1 protein-coding gene is annotated in these 896 nt (G+C 20.9%); it reads left to right on the top strand.

Translation table 11 applies throughout. From position 1 onward, the window contains the following. Nucleotides 1-11 precede the first annotated feature (11 nt). The gene (locus H3T43_RS09665; RefSeq protein WP_223896643.1) at nucleotides 12-107 is read left to right on the top strand and encodes an SLAP domain-containing protein; all 96 of its coding nucleotides are present in this window, start codon (nucleotides 12-14) and stop codon (nucleotides 105-107) included. Nucleotides 108-896 lie beyond the last annotated feature (789 nt).

Here is an 896-nt window from a genome sequence, read left to right as displayed (position 1 = left end):
AACGTAAATCAATTAAGACTTACGGTAATCCAGTAAAGATTAAAGGTAAGAAGTACTACACTATGACAACAAGCAAATTTGTTAAAAAAGCAAATGTTAAAGGATAGTTTGACTTCCTGATAACAAGAAAAGTGTCAGATATAGTATAAGGACTTGAATTTATTTGTGAACTGATTAAATAGATCAGTAAATAGTAATCATGTTTTATGTCAAATAAATAAAAAAACAAAGTTAACAGGATTATATTCAGAAAATATAATCTTGTTTTTGTTTCTTTGAGGTTATAGGAAGTTTGGTATTCCTTTAGAGGTTAAAATTGATAATTAAATCGTTCGCAGTCAGTATTATGAATATTTTTGTACTTTGTACTAAAGATCAGTATGATAATACATATTTTGTTGAGTTAATCAATTTAGTAGATATAACCAATAAAAGTTTTTTGGTACGTATTGAAGGAATTTATTAAAAATTTTGGCTGTTAAAATAACTAATTTATAATAAATTATTATAAATAAATTACATATTGTAATTAAAAATACTATGTTAACAAAGAAACAGTAATTAAATAAATTATTATAAAATATTTATTAAAAAGCAAATAAATAATATTGATAAATTTAATTTTAAATATTACATGTTATAAAAGCTTACTATAAAAGCTTATAAGATAGGAAAATATAAGTTTTTAAAATATGATATTATAAAAATAACAAATAATAACAGCTTAATATATAAATAAACGTAATATATTGACATATAAAAACATACGTTATACAATTTTAATGAATATTAAATTACAAGGAAGGATTAAAATGTTAGGAAAAAATAACTATAATGAAAGACTAAGAAAAATGGAAATGCAAGCGAAGCAAGATAGATTTTCAATTCGTAAATTG

Source organism: Lactobacillus sp. M0396 (assembly GCF_016101625.1).
GTDB classification, from domain to species: Bacteria; Bacillota; Bacilli; order Lactobacillales; family Lactobacillaceae; genus Lactobacillus; species Lactobacillus huangpiensis.
This window is presented reverse-complemented; position numbering and strand designations above follow the sequence as displayed.